This window comes from Pseudoduganella umbonata (assembly GCF_014192225.1).
GTDB lineage: Bacteria > Pseudomonadota > Gammaproteobacteria > Burkholderiales > Burkholderiaceae_D > Rugamonas > Rugamonas umbonata.
In genome coordinates, this window is sequence record NZ_JACHXS010000016.1 from 18,283 (window position 1) to 39,786 (window position 21,504).

Annotated in this window: 21 protein-coding genes and 1 tRNA gene; 13 read left to right on the forward strand and 9 right to left on the reverse strand. The window is 63.4% G+C overall.

Features of this window, described 5'->3' with window-relative positions; genetic code table 11:
* The first annotated feature begins 168 nt into the window (after nucleotides 1–168).
* From FHS02_RS29160 to FHS02_RS29170, 3 genes are all read left to right on the forward strand, one after another.
* Nucleotides 169–1,035: a DMT family transporter gene (locus FHS02_RS29160; protein WP_137314358.1), complete on the forward strand. Its 867-nt coding sequence runs from the start codon at nucleotides 169–171 to the stop codon at nucleotides 1,033–1,035.
* Nucleotides 1,036–1,057: 22 nt separating this feature from the next.
* Nucleotides 1,058–1,765, forward strand: coding sequence for a nitroreductase (locus FHS02_RS29165; RefSeq protein WP_175424819.1), 708 nt, complete (start codon nucleotides 1,058–1,060; stop codon nucleotides 1,763–1,765).
* A 498-nt stretch (nucleotides 1,766–2,263) separates the two neighbouring features.
* Entirely contained in the window at nucleotides 2,264–3,460 is a 1,197-nt protein-coding gene (locus FHS02_RS29170) for a serine hydrolase (protein ID WP_229422703.1), read from the forward strand.
* Here the strand turns inward: FHS02_RS29170 and FHS02_RS29175 are convergent.
* Nucleotides 3,439–4,221 (reverse strand): IclR family transcriptional regulator, encoded by a 783-nt coding sequence (locus FHS02_RS29175; protein WP_137314356.1) that lies wholly within the window; start codon nucleotides 4,219–4,221, stop codon nucleotides 3,439–3,441. The two genes, FHS02_RS29170 and FHS02_RS29175, sit on opposite strands and share 22 nt — an antisense overlap.
* A 125-nt stretch (nucleotides 4,222–4,346) precedes the next feature.
* Here FHS02_RS29175 and FHS02_RS29180 point away from each other — a divergent pair, with 125 nt between their 5' ends.
* The 8 genes from FHS02_RS29180 (at nucleotide 4,347) to FHS02_RS29215 (ending at nucleotide 11,076) form a co-directional block, all read left to right on the forward strand.
* On the forward strand, nucleotides 4,347–4,733 hold the full coding sequence (locus FHS02_RS29180) for a diacylglycerol kinase (protein WP_137314355.1): 387 nt from the start codon (nucleotides 4,347–4,349) through the stop codon (nucleotides 4,731–4,733).
* 99 nt (nucleotides 4,734–4,832) lie between these two features.
* The gene (locus FHS02_RS29185) at nucleotides 4,833–5,840 is read left to right on the forward strand and encodes a sulfate ABC transporter substrate-binding protein (protein ID WP_137314354.1); all 1,008 of its coding nucleotides are present in this window, start codon (nucleotides 4,833–4,835) and stop codon (nucleotides 5,838–5,840) included.
* Between the two features lie 12 nt (nucleotides 5,841–5,852).
* Nucleotides 5,853–6,410, forward strand: coding sequence for an RBBP9/YdeN family alpha/beta hydrolase (locus FHS02_RS29190; protein WP_137314353.1), 558 nt, complete (start codon nucleotides 5,853–5,855; stop codon nucleotides 6,408–6,410).
* A 25-nt stretch (nucleotides 6,411–6,435) separates the two neighbouring features.
* The gene (locus FHS02_RS29195; protein ID WP_137314352.1) at nucleotides 6,436–7,074 is read left to right on the forward strand and encodes a peroxiredoxin; all 639 of its coding nucleotides are present in this window, start codon (nucleotides 6,436–6,438) and stop codon (nucleotides 7,072–7,074) included.
* 290 nt (nucleotides 7,075–7,364) lie between these two features.
* Nucleotides 7,365–8,171, forward strand: a complete 807-nt coding sequence (gene cysT / locus FHS02_RS29200) for a sulfate ABC transporter permease subunit CysT (RefSeq protein ID WP_137317469.1) — start codon at nucleotides 7,365–7,367, stop codon at nucleotides 8,169–8,171.
* A 1-nt stretch (nucleotide 8,172) separates the two neighbouring features.
* Nucleotides 8,173–9,048, forward strand: coding sequence for a sulfate ABC transporter permease subunit CysW (gene cysW / locus FHS02_RS29205; protein ID WP_137314351.1), 876 nt, complete (start codon nucleotides 8,173–8,175; stop codon nucleotides 9,046–9,048).
* 25 nt (nucleotides 9,049–9,073) lie between these two features.
* Nucleotides 9,074–10,147 carry a sulfate/molybdate ABC transporter ATP-binding protein gene (locus tag FHS02_RS29210; protein WP_137314350.1) on the forward strand — a complete coding sequence of 358 codons (1,074 nt, stop codon included), beginning with the start codon at nucleotides 9,074–9,076 and terminating at the stop codon, nucleotides 10,145–10,147.
* Nucleotides 10,144–11,076 (forward strand): CysB family HTH-type transcriptional regulator, encoded by a 933-nt coding sequence (locus FHS02_RS29215; protein ID WP_137314349.1) that lies wholly within the window; start codon nucleotides 10,144–10,146, stop codon nucleotides 11,074–11,076. Before FHS02_RS29210 ends, FHS02_RS29215 begins: the two co-directional genes overlap by 4 nt.
* 254 nt (nucleotides 11,077–11,330) lie before the next feature.
* Here the strand turns inward: FHS02_RS29215 and FHS02_RS29220 are convergent, their stop codons facing one another.
* From FHS02_RS29220 to FHS02_RS29245, 6 genes are all read right to left on the reverse strand, one after another.
* On the reverse strand, nucleotides 11,331–13,709 hold the full coding sequence (locus FHS02_RS29220; protein ID WP_137314348.1) for a TonB-dependent receptor plug domain-containing protein: 2,379 nt from the start codon (nucleotides 13,707–13,709) through the stop codon (nucleotides 11,331–11,333).
* A 252-nt stretch (nucleotides 13,710–13,961) separates the two neighbouring features.
* Nucleotides 13,962–15,008: an aldo/keto reductase gene (locus FHS02_RS29225; RefSeq protein ID WP_137314347.1), complete on the reverse strand. Its 1,047-nt coding sequence runs from the start codon at nucleotides 15,006–15,008 to the stop codon at nucleotides 13,962–13,964.
* A 16-nt stretch (nucleotides 15,009–15,024) separates the two neighbouring features.
* Nucleotides 15,025–16,065: a quinone-dependent dihydroorotate dehydrogenase gene (locus FHS02_RS29230; protein ID WP_137314346.1), complete on the reverse strand. Its 1,041-nt coding sequence runs from the start codon at nucleotides 16,063–16,065 to the stop codon at nucleotides 15,025–15,027.
* Between the two features lie 119 nt (nucleotides 16,066–16,184).
* A complete protein-coding gene (locus FHS02_RS29235; RefSeq protein WP_137314345.1) occupies nucleotides 16,185–16,922 on the reverse strand; it encodes an arginyltransferase in 738 nt (245 codons plus the stop codon).
* Nucleotides 16,923–17,026: 104 nt separating this feature from the next.
* The gene (aat, locus tag FHS02_RS29240) at nucleotides 17,027–17,767 is read right to left on the reverse strand and encodes a leucyl/phenylalanyl-tRNA--protein transferase (protein ID WP_137314344.1); all 741 of its coding nucleotides are present in this window, start codon (nucleotides 17,765–17,767) and stop codon (nucleotides 17,027–17,029) included.
* A complete protein-coding gene (locus tag FHS02_RS29245) occupies nucleotides 17,764–18,336 on the reverse strand; it encodes an NUDIX hydrolase (RefSeq protein WP_137314343.1) in 573 nt (190 codons plus the stop codon). Before FHS02_RS29245 ends, aat begins: the two co-directional genes overlap by 4 nt.
* Nucleotides 18,337–18,531: 195 nt before the next feature.
* On the opposite strand from FHS02_RS29245, the gene FHS02_RS29250 reads away from it, so the two are divergent.
* Both FHS02_RS29250 and FHS02_RS29255 read left to right on the forward strand, forming a co-directional pair.
* Nucleotides 18,532–18,608, forward strand: a tRNA-Met gene (locus FHS02_RS29250).
* A gap of 231 nt (nucleotides 18,609–18,839) precedes the next feature.
* On the forward strand, nucleotides 18,840–19,427 hold the full coding sequence (locus tag FHS02_RS29255; protein ID WP_137314342.1) for a hypothetical protein: 588 nt from the start codon (nucleotides 18,840–18,842) through the stop codon (nucleotides 19,425–19,427).
* Between the two features lie 86 nt (nucleotides 19,428–19,513).
* Here FHS02_RS29255 and FHS02_RS29260 read toward each other — a convergent pair whose 3' ends face one another.
* Together FHS02_RS29260 and FHS02_RS29265 are read right to left on the reverse strand one after the other, a co-directional pair.
* The gene (locus FHS02_RS29260; RefSeq protein ID WP_137314341.1) at nucleotides 19,514–20,533 is read right to left on the reverse strand and encodes a MerR family transcriptional regulator; all 1,020 of its coding nucleotides are present in this window, start codon (nucleotides 20,531–20,533) and stop codon (nucleotides 19,514–19,516) included.
* 77 nt (nucleotides 20,534–20,610) lie between these two features.
* Entirely contained in the window at nucleotides 20,611–21,504 is an 894-nt protein-coding gene (locus FHS02_RS29265; protein ID WP_137317468.1) for a DNA-3-methyladenine glycosylase 2, read from the reverse strand.

Here is a 21,504-nt window from a genome sequence, read left to right on the forward strand (position 1 = left end):
GTTGATGAAAGCTTGCTGTGGTCTAGAACAGCTATTGTGCAACGCAACATGCTCGATTTTACGGCTGCGCAAGATTAAGTCAAGCGAATTTTGTGCATTGCACAAGAGAACGAACTGATCACTTATATCAATAAGGTCGCGTCAACTCGGCCGTGTTAGACTGGAACGATGTCCCCGCTTTTCTCGCCGGTCCCCCTGTTTTTCGTTTTCCTGTGGAGCACGGGATTCATCGTGGCCAAGTTCGGCCTGCCCTATGCGCCGCCGCTCACCTTCCTGCTGCTGCGCTATGCCTGTGCCGTGGCCGTGCTGGCCCCGCTGGTCTGGCTGCTGAAGGCATCCTGGCCGAAAGGCAAGGCCGGGCATATCGCGGTTTCCGGCCTGCTGCTGCATGGCGGTTACCTGGCCGGGGTGTGGTGCGCCATCAAGCTGGGCATGCCGGCAGGGCTGTCGGCGCTGATCGTCGGCATGCAGCCGATCCTGACGGCATTCGCGGCCCCGCTGATCGGCGAGCGCGTCACGCGGCGCCAGTGGCTGGGTCTGCTGTTCGGCCTGGGCGGCGTTGCCTTGGTGGTCTATGCGAAAATCACGCTGACGGGGCTGTCGTGGCAAGCCATCGCGCTGTGCCTGGGCGCCCTGGTGTCGATCACGGCCGGCACGTTGTACCAGAAACACTGGTGCCCGCAATTCGACCTGCGCACCGGCACGGCGATCCAGTTTTCGGCATGCTTCGTTGCAACGCTGCCATTCGCCCTGATCTTTGAGGGACTGACGCCGGCCCTGCCGGCCATCGAATGGACCCCGCGGTTCGTCGCTGCCTTGCTGTGGTCGGTGCTGGGCCTGTCGATCGGCGCGATCTTCCTGCTGTTCGCCCTGATCCGCCGCAGCGATGCGACGCGGGTCACCAGCCTGCTGTACCTGACGCCGCCGACGACCGCGCTGATGGCATGGCTGATGTTCGGCGAGGCGTTCAGTCTGCTGGGCGTGGCCGGCATGGCGCTGGCTGTGACCGGTGTGTTCTTCGTGGTCCGGAAATGACCGGCAAAGTGGAAGGAAAAGCATGATCTCCAGTCCCGCACAGCAGGCGGTCGACGCCGCCATCATTTCGCGCCGCTCGATTCGCGCCTTTCTTCCGACGCCGGTCGCGCGTGCGGACATCGCAGCGATACTCGAGGTGGCCAGCCGGGCGCCATCCGGCACCAATACACAGCCGTGGAGGGTGTACGTGCTGACAGGCGACGCGCGCGACGCGCTGTGCGCCCGCATCACCGCCGCGTACAGGGATCCCGAGCAGAACCGCCGCCACCAGGAAGAATATGCGTACTACCCCCGTGAATGGAAATCGCCGTACATCGATCGCCGCCGCAAGGTCGGCTGGGACCTGTATGCGCTGCTGGGGCTGACGCGCGACAACAAGGAGGGCATGGCTGCCCAGCACGCCCGTAACTTCAACTTCTTCGACGCGCCCGTGGGCATGATCTTTACGATCGACCGCGTCATGGAGCAGGGCTCGTGGCTCGACTATGGCATGTTTTTGCAAGGCATCATGATCGCCGCCAGGGCGCGCGGTCTCGATACTTGCCCGCAGGCAGCCTTCACACAATTCCATTCGATCATTGCACAACAGCTGGCATTGCCCGACAATGAAATGGTCGTTTGCGGCATGGCGCTCGGCGTTGCCGATCCGTCCCGGATCGAGAACTCGCTGGTGACCGAGCGGGAGCCGGTGGACCGGTTTGCGACGTTCGTCGACGGCTTGCCTGACTGAGCGGCCAGCTTATTGGCGAATCGATCGGCGAACTTGTTGGCGAACTTGTTGGCAAACTTCTAACTTATCGGCCGACTTATTGGCCAACTTATCGGCCAACTTATCGGCCAACTACTGGCCATTGGTCCACTTATTGGCCCACTTGGTGGCCTGCTTGTTGGCCTGCTTGTTGGCCTGCTCATTGGCTCACTTATTGGCGTGCTTATTGGCTTACTTATTGCCAATCGGGCGCTTGTCCAATCGGGCAGTTGCCCATAATTGAGCAGTAGTGCGACTGGGCGCATGTCGTTAGCCGGCAGATAATGTTCCGTGACTGTTCCGTTGCTTGGCGGCGTCAGGATTGTTGATTGCGCTACCTTAACGCTCAATTTTTGTGCTCGACAATGTGAAATTTTGTTGAGTGCGATCAGTGTTTTGCTACACTGCAACGTATCGTTCATTGACGCGTATATTGAATCCTTCGATATACCGTTCAGCTGCTGGACCCGGGGATATCTCATGTACAAAGTAATCGTTGCTGCCTTGATTTCCGCCCTGTGCATCTCGGTGCCCGTCACGGCGGTGCAGGCGGCTGATGGCGTCAAGAAGACCGTGGTGAAGAAGGCTTCCGCCAAGAAGAAGAAAGCGGTCAAGCGCGCCGGCGTGCGCCGCCAGGCCGCGGCCGAGCCGCGTGGCAAGATGGTACGCCGCGTGATTACCGTGCGCGGAAAGAAAAAAGTGGTGTACCAGCGCGCGCTGGTCGCCGCCGCCGCCGTGCCCGCCGTGGCGGCACGTCCGACGATGGGCGACATGGCCGGCCTGAACCTCACGCGCGATCCGCTCGACCTGAAATCGAATGTGGCGCTGGTCGTCGACCAGGCCAATGCCGAAGTGCTGTTTGAAAAAAATGCCGGCGTGGCATTGCCGATCGCTTCCATCACCAAGATGATGACGGGGCTCGTGGTCGTCGAAGCGAACCAGGACATGGATGAAATGCTGACCGTGACCGAAGACGACGTCGACCGCGCCAAGTTTTCCAGCTCGCGCCTGAAGGTGGGCGACCGGCTGACGCGCCGTAACATGCTGCACATCGCCCTGATGAGCTCGGAAAACCGCGCTGCTTCCGCACTGGGCCGCAACTACCCGGGCGGCTTGCCGGCCTTCGTGGCGGCAATGAATGCCAAGGCACAGGGGCTGGGCATGACGGAGACGCGTTATGCCGATTCCACCGGCCTGTCGAAACAGAACGTGGCCAGCGCCCGCGACCTGGCCAAGCTGGCGATGGCCGCCTACGAACACCCGATCCTGCGCGAATTCTCCACTGACGCCAAGGCGATCGTCGAACGCAATGGCCGTCCGGTGCAGTTCGGCACCACCAACGGCCTCGTCGTGCCGACGTCCGGCTGGCAGATCGGCCTGCAAAAGACCGGCTTCATCAACGAGGCGGGGCGCTGCGTGATGATGCAGGCGGTCATCGAGGGCCGCTCGGTCATCATGGTGTTGCTGGATGCGAAGGGTACCGCGGCCCGCGTTGCCGACGCGATGCGCATGAAGAAATGGCTGACGGCGTTGAAACCGGCACCGTTCGCGGAAGCCGTGGGTTCCGGTAATACCATGAGTGCCGGCAGTGCCATGAGCGCCGGCAGTGCCCTCAGCGCCGGCCGCGCATTCAGCTCCGGCGCTGCCGCGATGTCTCAGTCCGGCGCAGGCATGTAACCCAGCGTGGCGGAAATCTGGTTGGCGGTATTGACCAGGTCTTCCAGCCATTCATCCTGCAGGCGGTCGGCCGGCGCCGAGATCGACAGGCCGGCCACCAGCTTGCCGCTGTCGTCGCGGATGGCCGCGGCCATGCAGCGCACGCCCAGTTCCAGTTCCTCGTTGTCGCGCGCATAGCCGCGCGAGCGCACCAGCGACAGCTCGCGTTCCAGCTTGGCCAGGTCCGTGATCGAATTCTTGTTATGGCCGGCCAGCCCGGTGCGGGTGGCATAGGCGCGGATCGCCTTCGGTTCGTCGACCGACAGGAACAGCTTGCCCGTCGAGGTCAGGTGCAGCGGCCCGCGGCCGCCGATCGCGCGCACCACCTGCATGCCGGACCGCTCGGAGAACGCGCGGTCGATATACACGATCTCGTCGCCCTGGCGTACCGACAGGTTGATCGTTTGCTGGGTTTTCTTGTGCAGTGCGCGCATGAAGTCCAGCGCTGCCTCGCGTACCGACAGCCGGCTCTTGACGACATTGCCCAGTTCCAGCAGGCGCATGCCGAGCCGATAGGTACCCGGTTCGATGCGGTCGACGAAGCGCGTCAGCACCAGGTCGTTCAGGATCCTGTGTGCTGTCGAGGGATGCAGCCCCGAGACCTTCGATAATTCCTTCAGGCTTACCGGGTCCGGGTACTTGGCCAGCGCGTCGAGCAGGCCCACCATGCGTTCGATGACCTGGATGGTCGTTTTTTGTTCTGGAACGGATTCGATTTTCATGATGTGGTTGGTGCGGTGCAGTATGTATCCGCTTCTTTATACCATGATGTGAAAATAATGGGAATTGCAGGGGCTTGTGGCGTGTTGCGTCGCTATAATGACGCACCTTTTTCAAACGCAACCCCATGACCCAGCCTGTCAGTGAATTCAAGAGCCGGAGCGGCCTGAAACGCATCCAGTCGGCCTTCTTTTACTCGCTCGACGGCTTGCATGCGGCGTGGCGCCATGAACACGCATTCCGGCAGGAGCTGGTCGTGTTCGTCGTCGCCGGCATCGTTGCATTGCTGCTGCCCGTTTCCGCATTCCAGAAACTGGTACTGGTGGGCGTGATGGTACTGGTGCTGATTGTCGAGCTGATCAATTCCGCCATCGAAGCCGTGGTCGATCGCATCTCGCTGGAACGCCACCCCCTGTCGAAGAATGCCAAGGACTTCGGCAGCGCCGCCGTATTGCTGGCATGCCTGCTGGCGGCAGCCACCTGGGCCGTCGTGTTGTTCAACCGGTTCTGGTAGATCCTTTATAAGTTTTTGGCATAAGGAAGGGACGAAAACTTCGTTCTCTTTCATAAGCTCAGCAGCTAATCTGCAACCTCCAACAAAAAGGGGAATCAGATGTTGTCCAAAAAACTTTCCACGCTGGCCGCCGCAGTTGTTACGACCCTCGCCGTATCGCTGACCGCACACGCGGCCGAAATCACGCTGCTCAATGTCTCGTATGACCCGACGCGTGAGCTGTACCAGGACGTCAACGCCGCCTTCGCCAAGGAATGGAAGGCCAAGACGGGCGACGACGTGAAGGTCAAGCAATCGCACGGCGGCTCGGGCAAGCAGGGCCGCTCCGTGATCGACGGCCTGCAAGCCGACGTCGTCACGCTGGCGCTGGCCTACGACATCGATGCGATCGCCGAGAAAGGCATCGTGGCCCCGAACTGGCAGAAGCGCCTTTCCAAGAATTCCACGCCATACAGCTCGACCATCGTGTTCCTGGTTCGCAAGGGCAACCCGAAAGGCATCAAGGACTGGGGCGACCTGGTCAAACCGGGCGTGGCGGTGATCACGCCGAACCCGAAAACCTCCGGCGGCGCACGCTGGAATCACCTGGCCGCATATGGCTATGCACTGCGCCAGCCGGGCGGCACCGCCGCCACCGCGCGCGACTACCTGAAGAAGCTGTACAAGAACGTACCGGTGCTGGACTCGGGCGCACGCGGCGCCACCACCACCTTCGTCGAGCGCGGCATCGGCGACGTGCTGCTGGCCTGGGAAAACGAAGCGCTGCTGGCGATCAAGGAACTGGGCCCGGACAAGTTTGAAATCGTCGCACCGTCCGTGTCGATCCTGGCAGAGCCGCCGGTGGCCGTCGTCGACAAGGTCGTCGACAAGCGCGGCACCCGCAAGGTGGCCGAGGCCTACCTGAACTTCCTGTACACCGACGCGGCGCAGGAACTGATCGCCAAGAACTACTACCGCCCGACGGTGGAAAAGGAAGCCAAGAAGTACGCCGCGCAATTCCCGGCCGTGAAACTGTTCACGATCGGCGACGTGGCCGGCGACTGGGCCAAGGCGCAGAAAACGCACTTCGCCGATGGCGGCGTGTTCGACCAGATCTACCAGAAGTAAGCAGGAGGGCGCATGCCGGGCAGTTTTTCGCGATTTCGCGTTCTGGTGGCACCGGGCCTGCACGACAGCGGTCCGGAACACTGGCAAAGCCGCTGGCAGCGCCTGTATCCCGCCTTCGAGCGGGTGCGGCAGGATGACTGGAGCGATCCCATCCTGCCGATCTGGAGCGCGCGGGTGGATGAAGTCCGCCGGCGCGATACCCGGCCCACGCTGATCGTCGCGCACAGCTTCGGCTGCCTGGCTTCGGTGCACAGCGTGGCGGCCGATCCGGCCAATGTTGCCGGCCTGCTGCTGGTGGCGCCGGCCGATCCGGACAAGTTCGGCGTCGCCGCACTGCTGCCGCACGAGGCGCTCCCCATCCCGACCATCATGATCGCCAGCACGGACGACCCGTGGATGCCGCTCGAACGGGCAAGGCAATGGGCGCAGCGCTGGGGCAGCACCTTCATCGATGCCGGCGCACTCGGCCACATCAACGCCGAGTCGGCGTTGGGTGACTGGCTTTTCGGCCAGCGGCAGTTGCAATTACTGGTTGATCGAGCGCAGAATATGAAACCACTACAATATTGATCTTTGTCTATCACTGGAGAGCTCCATGACGTTACGCCTCGGCGATACCGCACCTGACTTCGAGCAGGATTCTTCCATCGGCCGCATCAAGTTCCACGACTGGGCGGGCGATTCGTGGGTGGTGCTGTTCTCGCACCCGGCCGACTTCACGCCTGTCTGCACCACGGAACTGGGCCTGACCGCCAAGCTGAAGCCCGAGTTCGACCAGCGCAACGTGAAGGCGATCGCGCTGTCCGTCGACCCGGCCGACTCGCACAAGGAATGGATCAAGGACATCGAGGAAACCCAGAAGACGGTCGTCGGCTTCCCGATCATCGCCGACGCCGACAAGAAAGTGGCGACGCTGTACGACATGATCCACCCGGAACAGTCGGCCACCGCCACCGTGCGCTCGGTATTCCTGATCGACCCGGCGAAAAAGATCCGCCTGCAACTGACCTACCCGATGAGCACCGGCCGCAACTTCGACGAGATCCTGCGCGTCATCGACGCCCTGCAGCTGACCGACAAGCACACGGTGGCCACGCCGGGCAACTGGAAAGACGGCGATGACGTCATCATTCCGCTGACCGTGCAGGACCCGGAAGTGATCAAGCAAAAGTACCCGAAAGGCTTCACCGCCCCGAAACCGTACCTGCGCCTGACGCCGCAGCCGAACAAGTAAAGTTGCCTGAAAAATGGGGACGTACCCCATTTTCCGAGAAACATTTCAAAAACCCGGGCGAGCCCCGGGTTTTTTTATTGTCGATAACACTTCGCCAGCCCGCATGGTTGCGCCATATCAGTTCCTGCATCTAAGCAAATGACAAAAGGTTAGTTTGGTTTATAACGGCCGGATGCGAGACTTCGCCCTCAATATCCGAAAATGTAATAAGAGGGGCCACCATGTCTGCAGTACTGCCGGTTGCACAACCGGTGCCGTTCGAAGCAAGGAAGCGGGCGCCGTACCGGGTGATGCCGGGCTTTAAGCTTTCGCTGGGCTTCACGATCTTCTACCTGACGCTGATCGTCCTGATTCCGTTGTCCGCGCTGTTCCTGAAGACGTTCACGATGACGTGGGAAGCCTTCTGGGCCGCCGTCACGTCCGAGCGCGTGATGGCTTCCTACCGCCTGACCTTCGGCGCCTCGCTGATCGGCGCGGCGATCAATGCCGTCTTCGGCTTCATCGTGGCCTGGGTGCTGGTGCGCTACCGCTTTCCCGGCAAGCGCTTCGTCGATGCGCTGGTCGACCTGCCGTTCGCGCTGCCCACCGCGGTGGCCGGCATCACGCTGACGGCGCTGTATTCGTCGAACGGCTGGATCGGCCAGTTCGTCGAGGGCACGCTGGGCATCAAGGTCGCTTTCACGCCGCTGGGCGTGGTGCTGGCGCTCACCTTCATCGGCCTGCCGTTCGTGGTGCGCACGGTGCAGCCGGTGCTGGAAGATGCCGAGCGCGAAATCGAGGAAGCCGCCGCGTCGCTGGGCGCCTCGTCGTGGACCACATTCCGCCGCGTGATCTTCCCGACCGTCTTTCCGTCGCTGCTGACCGGTTTCGCGCTGGCCTTTGCGCGTGCCACCGGCGAATACGGTTCCGTGATCTTCATTGCCGGCAACATGCCGATGGTCTCCGAGATCACGCCGCTGTTCATCATCACCAAGCTGGAACAGTACGACTACACGGGTGCCACGGCGATCGCCGTCGTCATGCTGGTCGTGTCGTTCATCATGCTGCTGGGTATCAACCTGTTGCAGGCCTGGGCCCGCGGAAAGTCGGGGAAATAATATGAGTGGAACTTCCCAACGCGGCGAACTGCCGTCCGTATCCGAAGTGCTGGAACCACGCTGGGTGCGCTATGCGCTGATCACCGTGGCGCTGGCGTTCCTGACGCTGTTCCTGTTCGTGCCGCTGGTCGCCGTGTTCGCCGAGGCGCTGAAGAAGGGCCTCGAGGTCTACCTGGAATCGATCCGCGAGGACGATGCGATCGCCGCCATCAAGCTGACGCTGATCACGGCCGCGATCGCGGTGCCGCTGAACCTGGTGTTCGGCGTGGCCGCGTCGTGGGCGATCGCCAAGTTCGAGTTCCGCGGCAAGAGCCTGCTGCTGACGCTGATCGACCTGCCGTTCTCCGTGTCGCCGGTGATCTCCGGCCTGATCTACGTGCTGCTGTTCGGCGCCCAGGGCTGGTTCGGCCCGTGGCTGGCCGAGCACGACATCAAGATCCTGTTTGCCGTGCCGGGCATCGTGATCGCGACGATCTTCATCACGTTCCCGTTCGTGGCGCGCGAACTGATCCCGCTGATGCAGGCGCAGGGCAGCGAGGAAGAGGAAGCAGCCGTGGTGCTGGGCGCCTCCGGCTGGCAGACCTTCTTCCGCGTGACGCTGCCGAACATCAAATGGGGCCTGCTGTATGGCGTGATCCTGTGTAACGCCCGCGCCATGGGCGAGTTCGGCGCGGTGTCCGTGGTCTCCGGCCACATCCGCGGCGAGACCAACACGATGCCGCTGCAGGTGGAAATCCTCTACAACGAATACAACTTCGTCGCGGCCTTCGCCGTCGCCTCGCTGCTGGCACTGCTGGCACTGGTGACGCTGGCGCTGAAATCCTTCATCGAATGGCGCCTGCACGAATCGCGCAACGCCGACGACAACGACAACTAATGGCCAATACAAGCTGGAGCAAGACATGACCATCGCAGTCAAGAACATCAACAAGCGCTTCGGCGACTTCGTGGCGCTGAACAACGTGTCGCTGGACTTCCCGGCCGGCGAACTGACCGCGCTGCTCGGCCCTTCGGGCTGCGGCAAGACCACGCTGCTGCGCTGCATCGCCGGCCTGGAACACCCCGACTCCGGCCAGGTGCTGCTCGATGGCCAGGATGCCTCCGACCGCCACGTGCGCGAGCGCCAGGTGGGCTTCGTGTTCCAGCACTATGCGCTGTTCAAGCACATGACCGTGTTCGAGAACGTGGCCTTCGGCCTGCGCGTGAAAGCGCGCAGCGAGCGGCCTTCGGAAGACCAGATCCGCAGGAAAGTAAAGGATCTCCTCGAGCTGGTGCAGCTGGACTGGCTGGCCGACCGCTATCCGCCGCAGCTTTCCGGCGGCCAGCGCCAGCGGATCGCCCTGGCGCGTGCGCTGGCGGTCGAACCGCGCGTACTGCTGCTCGACGAACCGTTCGGTGCGCTGGATGCGAAGGTGCGCAAGGAACTGCGCCGCTGGCTGCGCCGCCTGCACGACGACCTGCACGTGTCGTCGATCTTCGTTACCCACGACCAGGAAGAAGCGCTGGAAGTGGCCGACCAGGTGGTGTTGATGAACAAGGGCACCGTCGAGCAGATCGGCACGCCGGACGACGTCTATAACCACCCCGCGTCGCCGTTCGTCTACGGCTTCCTGGGCAACGTGAACGTGTTCCACGGCCGCGTGCACGAAGGCGTGCTGGCCAGCGAAGGCGTGCAGCTCGACGTGCCGGACCATACCCGCGTGCGCGACGGCAAGGGCACCGCCTACGTGCGCCCGCACGAGATGGACGTGGACCGTTATGTCAGCGGCGCGGAAGGCATCGTCGTCAAGCTGCGCCGCGCGCATGCGATCGGCCCGCTGGCCCAGCTGGACCTCGAGCGCACCGATAACGCGCAGCTGATCGAGGCAACGATTTCCAATGAGCGGTTCCAGAACCTGGGACTGAAAGAGGGCGAGACCCTGGTGGTGCGGCCGAAGCGCTTGCGCGTGTTCGTCGATGAAGGAGCTTCCATATGAACTTCCAGCAGTTGCGTTCCATCCGCGAGGCGGCCCGCCGCAACTACAACCTGACCGAAGTGGCCAATGCGCTGTTCACGTCGCAGCCGGGCGTGAGCCGGCAGATCCGCGAACTCGAGGACGAACTGGGCGTCGTCATCTTCGAGCGCAACGGCAAGCGGCTGACGGGCCTGACCGAGCCGGGCAAGGGCATCCTGAAGATCATCGACCGCCTGCTGATCGAGGCGGAAAACCTGCAGCATGCCAGCATGGAGTACAAGGGCCAGAGCACCGGCACGCTGACGGTGGCCGCCACGCACACGCAGGCGCGCTATGCGCTGCCGCGCGCCGTGTCGCACTTCCGCACCGCGTTCCCGGACGTGCGGATCGCGCTGCAGCAGAGCTCACCCGAACACATCGCCGAGTGGGTATTGTCCGGCAAGGCCGATATCGGTATCGCTACCGAGGGCCTGTCGCAGTTCCCCGATCTGGTGTCTTTCCCGTGCTACCGCTGGAGCCACCTGATCGTGGTGCCGGACGACCATCCGCTGCTGAGCCGCACACCGGTACGGCTGGAGGACCTGGCCGAGTTCCAGCTGATCACGTACGACGTGGGCTTCACGGGCCGTGGCCACATCGATGATGCGTTCGACAAGGCCGGCGTGCGGCCCGATATCGTGCTGACCGCGATGGATTCGGACGTGATCAAGCAGTACGTGTCGCTCGGCCTCGGTGTCGGCATCGTCGCGTCGATGGCGTTCGACCATGGCCGCGACAAGGGCCTGCGTGCCATCGAGGCATCGCACCTGTTCGCATCGAACACCACGCGGCTGGCCGTGCGGCGCGGCGCCTACCTGCGGCAGTATGCGTATGAATTCATCGCGCAGTTCGCGCCGGAGCTGAAGCGGGGCGATATCGAGCAGGCGCTGCTGGGGGGCGAGGCGGCATGACGGTTGAAGGGTTCAGCAGCGATGCAGCAAATTAGCCCGGCCTTGGCCGGGATTTTTTTTGCCTGCCGCAGCCAGGGCTGCATGAGCATCGGTGTTGGACATCGGTTGCCCCGTGTCCTTGCCGGCGGATGGGAAAACCGGTGTCCGACACCTTTCCGGATGAGGCGCCCGGAAAAGTGTCCGACACCAGCGCGTCGGCGGCCCAATAAAAATCCCGCTCGCGAGCGGGATTTTCAGTTGAGGCGAGCCGGCGCTTACCAGCTATACCCCACCTTCGCGTAGAAGAAGCGGCCGTTGAAGCCGGCCGGCGAGAAGTTCGAATACGGGTAGATGCCGTTCGTGTTCAGGTTGGCGACGGAGGTCGTCTTGTCCGGGTAGCTGTCCGTCAGGTTGTCGATGCCGGCGGTCACGCGCCAGTTGGTGGCGAGGCGCACGGTGCCCGACACGTCCAGCACCCATTGGTGGCCGTAGGTCTGGTCGTTCGCCGGGTTGTTCTGCGGGACGGTGAACTTGCCGTACTGCGTGGCCAGTGCGCGGGCGCTCCATGCCTGCGCGGTGTAGTCGGCGCCCAGGCTGAGCTTGTCCTTCGGCGAACCGACCGTATTGCGCTGGACCGTCTGGCGATCGATCAGCAGCAGGTTGTTGGCGGTGAGGATCGCCGGGTTGGCGGCCACGTTCTCGACCTGCGTCTTGTTTCGGTTGTAGGCTGCGGTGAAGTCGACGCGGTCGCGGTTGGCCAGGTTCCAGCGGTAGGTGCCGACCACGTCCACGCCGGTGGTCTTCGTGTCGATCGCGTTGGTGAAATAGCGGCCCGCGCCGACCTGCACGCCCTGGTTCGCCAGCGTGTTGCGCAGCGTTTGCGGCAGCGTCATGTTGGCCGACAGGGCGATGCGGTCGTCGACGAAGATGCGGTACACATCGACCGTCGTGTTGAAATTGCGCGTCGGCGCCCACTGCACGCCGATGCCGTAGTTGCGGGCTTTCTCGGCCTTCAGCGGCGTCGCGCCCAGTGCCTGCGCGGCGCTGCTGCCGACCGCGAACGTACCCGTTTCGATCGGCGTGTTGATGCCGTTGACGACGGCGAAATTGGTCGTCGTGATGGTGTAGAACTGCTGCGCCAGCGATGGCGCGCGGAAGCCCGTCGATGCCGTGCCGCGTACCGAGACCTGGTCGTTGAACGCGTAGCGCGCGGAAGCCTTGGCCGACGTGGTGCTGCCGAAGTCGGTGTAGTGCTCGTAGCGGGCGGCCAGCACGCCGGACAGCTTTGGCGTGACCTGCGCTTCCAGGTTCACATAGGCGGACTGGTTGCTGCGGCTGTTCTTGCCGGCGTTGACGGGGCGGAAACCCGAGAAGCCCTGCGAGCCGGAACCCGTGTACGACGCGGGGTCGCCGTCGTTGATCTCGTATTCCTCGTGGCGGATTTCCAGGCCGGTCGCCACCGTCAGCGGGCCGGAGAACGCGGCCACCGGGATCTCGCGGGCCAGGTCGAAGTTGGCGACCGACTGCGTGTTGGTCAGCCTGCCGAGGTGGAAGCGGGTAGGGCTGCTGGCCCCCAGGTCCTGGTTGACGGTGTTGTCGATGTCCAGCGAGAAGCGGTTGCGGCCCCAGTCCAGGCTGGCATCCCAGCGCCATTCTCCCAGGTCGCCGCGCACGCCGGCCACCAGCGACGCATCGGTGGACGTGCTGTTTTGCAGCGGCAGGAAGCCCTGCGGGAACAGCGGGGTACGCTGGACGCCGCCATTGAGCGCGGTGCGCCACGTGGCGGCTGCCTCGGTGTCGCGCTCGCCGTACTGGCCGAATGCATAGGCATCGGTGTTCTCGCCCAGCTGGTATTGCGCGTTGAAGAATACGTTGCGCGGCTTGGTGTCCGAATCCCCGTAGCGCTGCGTGACCTGGCCATACAGCGGCTCGGCCGGGTTGCGCGTGTCGGCGCCGGCCCGGTTGGTGGGATTGCGGTCCGCGCCTTCGGCCGCGAGGCGCAGCCAGCCCTTGTCGCCCAGCGCGAAGCCGGCCGAGGCTTTCAGCGATACCTGTTCGCCGTCGCCTTCGCCGTACCAGCCGGTGCCGATCTCGACGTCGCCGCCGTTCGGGCCCTTCTTCAGGATGATGTTGACGACGCCGGCGATCGCATCGGAACCGTATTGCGCCGAGGCGCCGTCGCGCAGTACCTCGATGTGGTCGATCGCGGCCAGCGGAATCGCGTTCAGGTCGACCGGCGCCGACCCGCGGCCGGCGGTACCGTTGACGTTGACGACGGCCGATGCGTGGCGGCGCTTGCCGTTGACCAGCACCAGCGTCTGGTCCGGTGCCAGGCCGCGCAGCTGGGCGGGGCGCACCGCATCGGACGCATCGGCGCCGGACGGACGCGGGAAATTCATCGACGGCAGCAGGCGCGACAGCACCGTGGCCAGCTCGGTCGAACCGGTGGCCTGCAGTTCCTTCGCGCCGATGATGTCGATCGGCGATTCGGAATCGGCGGTGCGGCGGTTCTTCGCATACGTGCCGGTCACGACGACGGTCTGCAATTCTTCGGCGGGGGCTTGCTGCTGCGCGCTGGCCGGGGCGATGGTGGCAGCCACGGCGGCGGCGATGATCGACAGTGCGAGGGGGGATGTGCGGAGACGTGTGCTCATCGTTTGTTGTTGTGAGTTGACGATCACACTATATTAATCGCCTGGCCTCATGACACGAACGACTGTGTAGCGGTTTGCTTATGCCTCAGTTGCATAAGCAAAAACCGGTGACAGGCTCCAGTTTTCTGGAAACATTTCAAATTAGGTGCTGGAAGGAGAGATGGCCTGCAGGCCATCTCCGCTGCGCAGGCAAGGAGCGATGCTCCTTGAAACCCCTGCTTCGCCACCGGTTTTCGGGTGACAGGTACTGGGTCACTGCCCCGGGTTGGTGATGCTGGCATGGATCGCATCGATCCCTTCCAGCACGTGCTGCGGCAGTGTCACGGCGTAGGCGTCGATGTTTTCCTTCAGCTGCGCCAGCGTGGTGGCGCCGATGATGGTGGAGCCGACGAACCAGCGCGAGTAGCACCACGCCAGCGCCATCTGCGTGGGCGTCAGGCCGTTGTCGCGCGCCAGTTCCGTGTACTGCGCCACGGCGGCCAGCACGTTCGGCCGCAGGTAGCGCGGGCTCCATGTCGGCGGGAAGATCGTCAGGCGGCCGTGCGCCTTCGGATCGTCGTGGTACTTCGCGGTCAGCTGGCCGAATGCCAGCGGGCTGTAGGCCAGCAGCGTCACGTCTTCGCGGAAGCACGTCTCGTCGAGGAAGCTGGTTTCATAATGGCGTGCGGTCAGGTTGTACAGGTTCTGGATCGTCGCGATGCGCGGCAGGCCTTTCATCTCGGACTGCTTGACGAACTCGGAGACGCCCCAGCTCGATTCGTTCGACACGCCGATGTGCCGGATCTTGCCCTCGTCGACCAGTTTGCCCAGCGCGGCCAGGGTTTCCTCGATCGCCACCGACGGGCGCTCGTTGTTCGGATCGAATGCGGTGGCGCCGAAGACCGGCACGTTGCGGCTCGGCCAGTGCAGCTGGTACAGGTCGATGTAATCCGTCTGCAGCCGCTGCAGGCTGGTCTCCACGGCGGAACGCAGGTTGCGCTCGTCGAAGTTCTGCTGGCCGCCGCGCAGCCAGTGGATACCCGGATTCGGGCCGGCCGCCTTGGTGGCCAGCACGATGTCCGCGCGCTTGCCGCTCTTCTTCAGCCACGTGCCGATGTAGCGCTCCGTCAGGCCCTGCGTTTCGGCGCTCGGCTGCACCGGGTACATCTCGGCCGTGTCGATGAAATCGATGCCGCGTTCGATCGCATAATCGAGCTGCGCGTGCGCATCCGCTTCGGTGTTCTGGCGGCCCCACGTCATCGTGCCGAGGCAGATTTTCGTGACGTCGGTGTCGGTGCGGCCCAGTTTGATCTTGTCCATTGATTGCTGTCCTTTCTTACTTGCGCATGGCGTCCGCGCAATCGCGAACGAGCGCGGGGCCCGCGTAAATCAGGCCGCTGTACAACTGCACGAGTTGCGCGCCGGCGTCGATCTTGACCTTGGCATCCGCGCCGCGCATGATGCCGCCCACGCCGATGATCGGCAGGGCACCGCCCAGCTCCGCCTTCAGCAGGCGGATGACGCGGTTCGACAGCTCGAACACGGGTGCGCCGGACAGGCCGCCCGCTTCGGCGCCGTGCTGCATGCCTTCCACGGCGCTGCGCGACAGCGTGGTATTCGTCGCGATCACGCCGTCGATGTTGTGGCGCACCAGCGCGTCCGCGATGTTCTTGACCTGTTCCTCATCCATGTCCGGCGCGATCTTCAGTGCCAGCGGCACATAGCGCTTGTGCTGGTCGGCCAGGCGCCCTTGCGCATCCTTCAGCTGCGCCAGCAGGCCATCGAGTTCGGAGCCGCCCTGCAGCTGGCGCAGGTTCTTCGTGTTCGGCGACGAGATGTTCACCGTCACGTAGCTGGCATACGGATAGACCTTCTGCAGGCAGTGCAGGTAATCGTCGGCGGCACGTTCGATCGGCGTATCGGCATTCTTGCCGATGTTCAGGCCCAGCACGCCTTCCTTGTTCTGGTAGAAGCGCGACGATTGCACGTTCGCCACGAACGCGTCGACGCCGCCGTTGTTGAAGCCCATGCGGTTGATGATGCCGTGCGCGGCCGGCAGGCGGAACATGCGCGGCTTCGGGTTGCCGGGCTGGGCGCGCGGTGTCACGGTGCCCACCTCGATCGAACCGAAGCCCAGGTCGGCCAGCGCGTCGATGTAGGCGCCATCCTTGTCCAGGCCCGCGGCCAGGCCCACCGGGTTCTTGAAGAGCAGGCCCATCACCGTGCGCGGGTCGGCCTTCGGCTGTTGCACGATGGTGCGCATCAGGCCGAGCCTGGACAGGCGCTTCAGGTTGTCGAGGGTGAAATGGTGCGCGGACTCGGCATCCATCGAAAACAGCGCCGGACGCGCGAGGGAATACAGGAATTTGTCGGACATGAGGGCAATCTAGTGAGGTGCAATCTGGAAGTGGATTGCGGATTGCCCGGTATTCTACAAGTAAACAGCGCCGCCGCCGCGCGGCGGCCCCTTGCTCGGCGGCCCTTATGCGGCAGTCCTTACTCGGCCAGACGCGGCATCACGGCCCACACGCCCTTGCGGCGCGCTTCCAGCGGCTGGAACTTGATCTTGTAGCTCATCTTCGGGCTTTCCTCGATCCAGTAGCCCAGGTATACATAGGGCAGGCCCAGTTCGCGTGCCTGCTGGATCTGCCACAGCACATTGTAGGTGCCGAACGAGGCGCCCGGCAGGTCCGGGTCGAAGAACGTGTACACGGAGGACAGGCCGTCGGACAGGACGTCGATGATCGACACCATGCGCAGCGTGCCGTCCGGCGCGCGGAATTCCACCAGCCGCGTATTGACGCGGCTTTGCAGCAGGAACTGCGCATACTGGTCGCGGCTGTCCTGGTCCATGCCGCCGCCGGCGTGGCGCGTACTCTGGTAGCGCAGGTACAGTGCATAGTGCTCGTCCGAGAAGGACAGCGTGGCGACGCCCGTGCTCAGGTCGTTGTGCCGTGCCCAGGCGCGGCGCTGGCCCCGGGTGGGTACGAATTCGTCGGCCACCACGCGCACGGGAATACAAGCCTGGCAACCGTCGCAATAGGGCCGGTACGTAAAGATGCCGCTGCGCCGGAAGCCATTACGCACCAGTTCGGAATACACGTCCGCATTGATCAGGTGCGACGGCGTGGCGACCTGGGAGCGTGCCTGGCGCGTTTCCAGGTAACTGCACGGGTAGGGCGCGGTGGTATAGAACTGGAGCGCGGCAAAGGGAAGGTCGTTCAGCTGCGTCATGCAGAACCTGTCGGTGGAATGGCGGTTGTTCGTATCATAGCGCGTTCAGGGAAGCCACTGTGTTCGCCGTCACACCAAGCCCGGGTGCCCGGCCGGCCGTTGACTCAGTTGCCTGTCCCGCCGCCGGCCACCATCGGCGGTATCGGCCGCCAGTCGCGAATCCGGGGCTTGGCGATGGCCCGCTTCAGGTGATCGAGGAAGGCCGCACGGGGGATGGGACGCGCGCCCAGCGACGCCAGGTGCCCCGTCTCCTGCTGGCAGTCGATCATCTGCACGCCATGCCGCGCCAGGAAGTGCACCAGGTAGGCCAGGGCCACCTTCGACGCGTCCGACACCCGCGCGAACATCGATTCGCCGTAGAACATCTGGCCGATCGACACGCCGTAGGCGCCGCCCACCAGCTCGCCATCGAGCCACACTTCGCACGAATGGGCAAAGCCCAGCGCATGCAAGCCCGTGTAGCCACGAATGATGTCTTCCGAGATCCACGTGCCGGGGCCGTCGCGCCGCGGCGCCGCGCAGGCCCGCATCACCTCCTCGAACGCGCTGTCGAAGCGCACCTGCCAGCGCCCGTCCGTGCGGCCGCTCTTTTCCACCTTCTTCAGCGTTTTGGCCAGGCTCGGCGATATCTTGAACTCGGCCGTATGCAGCACCATGCGCGGGTCCGTGCTCCACCACAGGATCGGCTGGCCTTCCGAGAACCACGGAAAAATGCCGCGCTGGTAAGCCGCCAGCAGCCGCTCGGGCGACAGGTCGCCGCCGGCGGCCAGCAAACCGGGCGCTTCGGTGGTCAGCGCTTCGGCGACATCGGGGAACGGAGTGTGGGCGCCGAGCCAGGGGATCATGAGTCGCCGCGCATCGGGCGCGTGATGTCCTGGGCATGAAAACCGTAGTGGCCGCCTTCCAGTACCTTCGCGCGGTCGGCAAAGAAGTACTCCAGCGTGGTGCGGATCGTGGGGAAGGCCAGGTCGTCCCACGGGATCTCGCTCTCCGTGAACATTTGTACATCGAGGCTTTCCTCGCCGGGCGCGAAATCCAGGTCGCGCAGCGTGGCCAGGTAGAACATGTGCACCTGGTGTACGTGCTTCACATTGAGCAGCGTAAACAGGGCGCCAAGCTCGATGTTGGCGCCCGCTTCCTCTTCCGTTTCGCGCTGCGCCGCATCGCCCGTGGTTTCGTTGTTTTCCATGAAGCCGGCCGGCAGCGTCCAGTAGCCGTAGCGCGGCTCGATGGCGCGGCGGCACAGCAGTACGCGCAGCTCGCCGTCGCGTTCCCACACGGGGATCGTACCGATCACCATCTTTGGATTCTGGTAGTGGATCGTCGCGCACTGGGGGCAGACGTAGCGGGGGCGGTTATCGCCGGCCGGCACCATCAGCTCGACCGGGTGGGCGCATTCGGAACAGAATTTCATACAGTTCGGTATCGGTTGTCGTTTGCCTACTTTACACTGTTTGACGGGCCGCGCGGAACTGCCGGCGCGGTCTCGGCAGCACCTCGCCGGCTGTCGTCCGGCCCCGCCATCAGGTATATAGCCGATCTATCATGCGGAAAACGAGCATAAATATTGCCTAAACTCGCGGAAGGCCGTATAATTCATTCCATCAGACGCGGGGTGGAGCAGTCTGGCAGCTCGTCGGGCTCATAACCCGAAGGTCACAGGTTCAAATCCTGTCCCCGCAACCAAATTCTAGGAAGCCGTCATTGTGAAAACGATGACGGCTTTTTGCATTGGGGCCTTCTCATTGTTGCCGATCCGGGCGCAAGCGCAGGAACTGTCGCGCTCATCGACCATTCGCCGTTCGGCCTGGTTTAGTTTCCGTCAAGCCAGACCCACCATCGTGAATGTCCTTTTCCAGTCAGCTATTTTCGGGTCTCATCTGTACAATTGCTATTTCGTAAATCGAGGTGGCTGGCATGATGGTAGCGACGCGCCGCGTTCATTCCCTAGCAGGATTGGCAGCAGTGCTGGGCCTGCATGCCTGTTTCCTGTATCTGCTATCGATCGAACAGGCCGGTACCGAAAAAGCCGCAGCGACGCGTTATTCGCAGCTGCGGTTTATTCTCCCGCCGCTGCCGAAACCGGCGATGAAAATACCGGAACCGGCGCGGATTCCCGTCGTCAAACCGCCGCGGGAAAAGACCATGACCGAGGCGACCCCGATCGAGTCTCCTTCACTACCGCCACCTGAAACTGTGCCCGCCATCGCAGCGGCCGATCCGTTCGATGAAAGTATCCGCTTCAATATCGACAGCCTGGTAAAACAGGCGGGCAAAGCGGATCGGGAAGCGCGCCCCGCCAATGAAACGCAGGCATATGGACCTGCATCCGGCTCGATGGAAGCGGTCATGACCAGGGCATTCACGGAAGCCAGACTGGCGGTGCCGCTGAAATGGTATGAGGCAGCCCGTATTTCCGAATTCAGCGCGCCGGGCGCGCGCAAGCCGATCTACCAGGTGAGACCGCATTTGGGACCTATTGCCTTTATTACCCTGACAAGCTGACGGAAGGCACGGGGCAGCCGAAGATGGCCGGCTGCCCGCGCAGCATGGGGCGCTGAGAGCCCCATTTAAGCTTCAATCTGGTCTGTTCATGCTACTTTCTGGCATGATTCCACCTTGTGCAGCCATGCGATCATCTCGTTTGTCATGCCGCGTGCCACGTGAAGGACGGGTTCGTTCTCAAGGGCGGCACGGAACCGGTTGATCGTTTCCGGGTTATCGCCAACCATGTCCCGGAATAATGCATGCTTTTGACGTGCCACCGCTGTCGACTCCGGCATAATGCCTTCCGGATCGGCCTGGAATTGGGCACGGATCGATTCGAATAAAGGATGCCATTCCTTGCCACGGGAACGCTGGTGGCGGCGCATGCGCTCCACTTCCGACGGCAACAGGTATTTTGCCCATGTGTCGAGTTTTATTTCGCCCATTATCTCGGCAATATAATCGCGCATTGCCGAACTGATGCCGGTACTCTCTTGAATTGCCGGGTCGTTGACGTGCATCGAATCGAGCCGGGCAATCAGCGACGCATCGCCGCCCGTATCGCGGTCGAGCATCGTCATCCAGCGCAGCCCCAATTGCTTGGCTTCCAGGCTGGTCGGCAATGTTTTAGCCGCCATGATATTTCCAACCTCTGCAACCAATGCTGCCCATTCGGCGCGGCATTCATCGTCGTGGACCATGCGCAGGTTTGCCAGTTCTTCCTTGGAAAAATATTGCTCGTACATTTTCATTTGCTCCAGTGTGGACAGCCATTCGGCCAATTCCGGTCGTTCGCCCCGTGCCAGCCGCGCGTGCAGCGCCGTTAAATGCGCATGCATGCGGGCCGCTTCGTCGATCTGTTTTTGCAGCGCGGCCAATTGGCGCTCGACAATGGCGAGCGGGGAAGTGCCGGAATGGGCGAGGAAATGTCCGATGTCGGCCAGCGGCATGCCGAGTTGACGCAGCGCCTGGATCTGCTGCAGGCGTGCCACGTCGTCGCGGTGATACAGCCGGTAGCCGGCATCGGTACGGACCGAAGGGCGAAGCAGGCCGATGTCGTCGTAATGGTGCAGGGCACGGACCGTCAGGCCCGCGTGTTTCGCCAGTTGTCCAATCTTCAGCATCGTCAGCTCCTCTTCGGTAAGGCCATCGTCAAGCCTGACGTTGCGAGAGGGTCAAGCGCTGCGTTGCTCGTTCAGGGTCAGGCGCTGTCGTCGGGTAGGGCCAGGCTGGCCCACAGGTGAGCCGCCGCCATCGTACGGTGCGGTTGATACTGTTGCAAGATCTGCTCGGTGCGGCGAATGTCAGGCTTGCCGTCTTCGCCGAGCAGGCGCTGCAGGGCGGCGCGGATGGCCACGTCGCCGTGCAGCGAACAGTCGGCATGGCCATAGCCGCGCAGCAGGCCGTAATTGACGGTCCAGGGGCCGATGCCCTTGATGGCCAGCAGGCGCTGGCCGATCTGTTCGATGGCGTTGGCCGGGCCCGGTTCGAGATCGAGTTCGCCGCTGGCGACGAGGCCGGCGAAGCGCAGCAGCGTTTCCGCTTTCGCGCGCGAAAACTTGCGCCCCGTGAGATCCTCGGGAGCGAGGCGGGCCGCGTCCGCGGCTTCCGGGTAGCACCACAGCCCGCTGGAGTGCTGCCGCCCGGCCAGCACGATGAACGTGCGGCGCAATGCGATCGCAAAGGGCAGGTTGATCTGCTGGCCGATGATGGCCCATGTGAGGGCTTCGAATACGGTGGCCGATTGCACGATCCGCAAGCCCGGCTGGCGGCGCACGAGGGCACCGAACAGCGGATCGGTGGCGGCAAAAGCGCAGAAGGGATCCGGATCGATGCGCAAGCCAAGGATGCTGCGGAAGGCTTCGTCGATCCGGCGCTCCAGCGCGGCGGAGACGGCACCATCGACCTGCGCGGTGCAGGCGGCTGCGGAGGGGGAGAAGTCGGCCGCCAGCACGACGGGCACGCCGTCCAGCATGACGCCCTTGCGCAGCGACGCCGGCCCGACGACCTCGGCCGTGCTTTCCGCATCGCGGCGGTGAAACGCCAGTACGTCCCCCAGGCGGTAGCCGGGCGGCAGCGATATCGTGCGGGGCAG

Excerpts from the sequence above, each read along its gene's own strand:
- FHS02_RS29195 (WP_137314352.1), top strand. The coding sequence starts at position 6,436 with ATGACGTTACGCCTCGGCGATACCGCACCTGACTTCGAGCAGGATTCT.
- cysT (WP_137317469.1), top strand. The coding sequence starts at position 7,365 with ATGCCGGGCTTTAAGCTTTCGCTGGGCTTCACGATCTTCTACCTGACG.
- FHS02_RS29225 (WP_137314347.1), bottom strand. The coding sequence starts at position 15,008 with ATGGACAAGATCAAACTGGGCCGCACCGACACCGACGTCACGAAAATC.
- FHS02_RS29220 (WP_137314348.1), bottom strand. The coding sequence starts at position 13,709 with ATGAGCACACGTCTCCGCACATCCCCCCTCGCACTGTCGATCATCGCC.
- FHS02_RS29180 (WP_137314355.1), top strand. The coding sequence starts at position 4,347 with ATGACCCAGCCTGTCAGTGAATTCAAGAGCCGGAGCGGCCTGAAACGC.
- FHS02_RS29245 (WP_137314343.1), bottom strand. The coding sequence starts at position 18,336 with ATGAAATTCTGTTCCGAATGCGCCCACCCGGTCGAGCTGATGGTGCCG.
- FHS02_RS29235 (WP_137314345.1), bottom strand. The coding sequence starts at position 16,922 with ATGACGCAGCTGAACGACCTTCCCTTTGCCGCGCTCCAGTTCTATACC.
- FHS02_RS29175 (WP_137314356.1), bottom strand. The coding sequence starts at position 4,221 with ATGAAAATCGAATCCGTTCCAGAACAAAAAACGACCATCCAGGTCATC.
- FHS02_RS29260 (WP_137314341.1), bottom strand. The coding sequence starts at position 20,533 with ATGCTGAAGATTGGACAACTGGCGAAACACGCGGGCCTGACGGTCCGT.
- FHS02_RS29170 (WP_229422703.1), top strand. The coding sequence starts at position 2,264 with ATGTACAAAGTAATCGTTGCTGCCTTGATTTCCGCCCTGTGCATCTCG.
- FHS02_RS29165 (WP_175424819.1), top strand. The coding sequence starts at position 1,058 with ATGATCTCCAGTCCCGCACAGCAGGCGGTCGACGCCGCCATCATTTCG.
- FHS02_RS29160 (WP_137314358.1), top strand. The coding sequence starts at position 169 with ATGTCCCCGCTTTTCTCGCCGGTCCCCCTGTTTTTCGTTTTCCTGTGG.
- aat (WP_137314344.1), bottom strand. The coding sequence starts at position 17,767 with ATGATCCCCTGGCTCGGCGCCCACACTCCGTTCCCCGATGTCGCCGAA.
- FHS02_RS29230 (WP_137314346.1), bottom strand. The coding sequence starts at position 16,065 with ATGTCCGACAAATTCCTGTATTCCCTCGCGCGTCCGGCGCTGTTTTCG.
- FHS02_RS29185 (WP_137314354.1), top strand. The coding sequence starts at position 4,833 with ATGTTGTCCAAAAAACTTTCCACGCTGGCCGCCGCAGTTGTTACGACC.
- FHS02_RS29210 (WP_137314350.1), top strand. The coding sequence starts at position 9,074 with ATGACCATCGCAGTCAAGAACATCAACAAGCGCTTCGGCGACTTCGTG.
- cysW (WP_137314351.1), top strand. The coding sequence starts at position 8,173 with ATGAGTGGAACTTCCCAACGCGGCGAACTGCCGTCCGTATCCGAAGTG.
- FHS02_RS29190 (WP_137314353.1), top strand. The coding sequence starts at position 5,853 with ATGCCGGGCAGTTTTTCGCGATTTCGCGTTCTGGTGGCACCGGGCCTG.
- FHS02_RS29255 (WP_137314342.1), top strand. The coding sequence starts at position 18,840 with ATGATGGTAGCGACGCGCCGCGTTCATTCCCTAGCAGGATTGGCAGCA.
- FHS02_RS29215 (WP_137314349.1), top strand. The coding sequence starts at position 10,144 with ATGAACTTCCAGCAGTTGCGTTCCATCCGCGAGGCGGCCCGCCGCAAC.